Annotated in this window: 1 protein-coding gene; it reads left to right on the plus strand. The window is 62.8% G+C overall.

The window, feature by feature from the left end; genetic code table 11:
• The first annotated feature begins 94 nt into the window (after nucleotides 1–94).
• Nucleotides 95–1,354: an IS21 family transposase gene (istA, locus tag AU198_RS19560; protein ID WP_064350239.1), complete on the plus strand. Its 1,260-nt coding sequence runs from the start codon at nucleotides 95–97 to the stop codon at nucleotides 1,352–1,354.
• The last annotated feature ends 43 nt before the right edge of the window (nucleotides 1,355–1,397 follow it).

Raw genomic sequence — 1,397 nt, forward strand, 5'->3', positions numbered from 1 at the left:
TGTCGGTGTCGCCTGAAAACTGACCCCGTGTCGACGCCCGAATTTTGACCCCCTTCGACCAATTCTCGGCTTACGAGCCGAGAGGAGAAGGGAGTTGTTGTCAGTGGAAGACTGGGCTGAGATCCGCAGGCTGCATCGAGCGGAGGGGTTACCGATCAAGTTGATCGCCAGGACGTTGAAGATCTCGCGGAACACGGTGCGCTCGGCGTTGGCAAGCAACGATCCACCGAAGTATGCGCGCAAGCCGGCTGGGTCGGCCGTCGATGCTTTCGAGGAGGCGATTCGCGTGCAGCTCACACTGGTGCCGACGATGCCGGCCAGTGTGATCGCTGAGCGTGTGGGTTGGACGCGTGGGATGACGGTGTTCAATGAACGGGTCCGTGAACTGCGACCGGCGTATCTGCCGCCGGACCCGGCCGGACGTACCAGCTATGACGCCGGTGATATTGCTCAGTGCGATCTGTGGTTCCCGCCGGTACAGGTGCCGGTCGGTTACGGCCAGACCCGCTCTCCGATGCAGCTGCCGGTACTGACGATGGTGTTGGGGTATTCACGGTGGCTTTCAGCGATCTTGTTGCCGTCGCGGCGGGCTGAAGATCTGTTCGCAGGCTGGTGGCAGCTGATCAATGCGCTGGGCGCGGTGCCACGCACCCTGGTCTGGGACGGTGAGGGCGCGATCGGCAGGTGGCGGTCCGGGCGCACCGAGTTGACCAGCGAATGCCAGGCGTTTCGCGGCGTACTGGGAACCAAAGTGGTGGTGCTCAAACCGGGCGAACCCGAGCATAAGGGCATCATCGAACGAGCCCATGATTACTTCGAGCGGTCGTTTCTGCCCGGCCGAACATTCACTGCTCCAGGGGATTTCAACCATCAGTTCCAGACGTGGCTGCAGATCGTCAACGCTCGTCGCCGTCGGGTATTGGGGTGTGCTCCCACTGACCGCATCGGTGCCGATCGTCAGGCGATGCTGGCGCTGCCACCGGTGGCCCCGCAGGTGGGGTGGCGCAACACCACTCGGTTGGCACGAGATCACTACATCCGGTTGGACTCCAATGACTACTCGGTGCATCCTGCGGTGATCGGGCGGCGCATCGAAGTCACCGCGGATCTGGTCCGGGTCAAGGTCTTTTGTGAGGGCAGGACCGTGGCCGAGCACCAACGGGTCTGGGCCTGGCACCAGACGATCACCGACCCGGAGCATCGGGCCGCCGCGAACATGCTGCGCCACAACCGTATCGGTGCGCTACACCCGGTCACCGAACACGATGAACAGTTGACCGTTGAGCAGCGCTGCCTGACTGACTACGACACCGCCTTGGGGATTGATCTTGGCGAGGGCGGGCTGGTGTCATGACCACCAAAACCAACTCGGCCAAACCTACCGCGTCCTCGTCGAC

It is taken from the genome of Mycobacterium sp. GA-1199 (assembly GCF_001500045.1).
In the GTDB taxonomy this organism is placed as follows: domain Bacteria; phylum Actinomycetota; class Actinomycetes; order Mycobacteriales; family Mycobacteriaceae; genus Mycobacterium.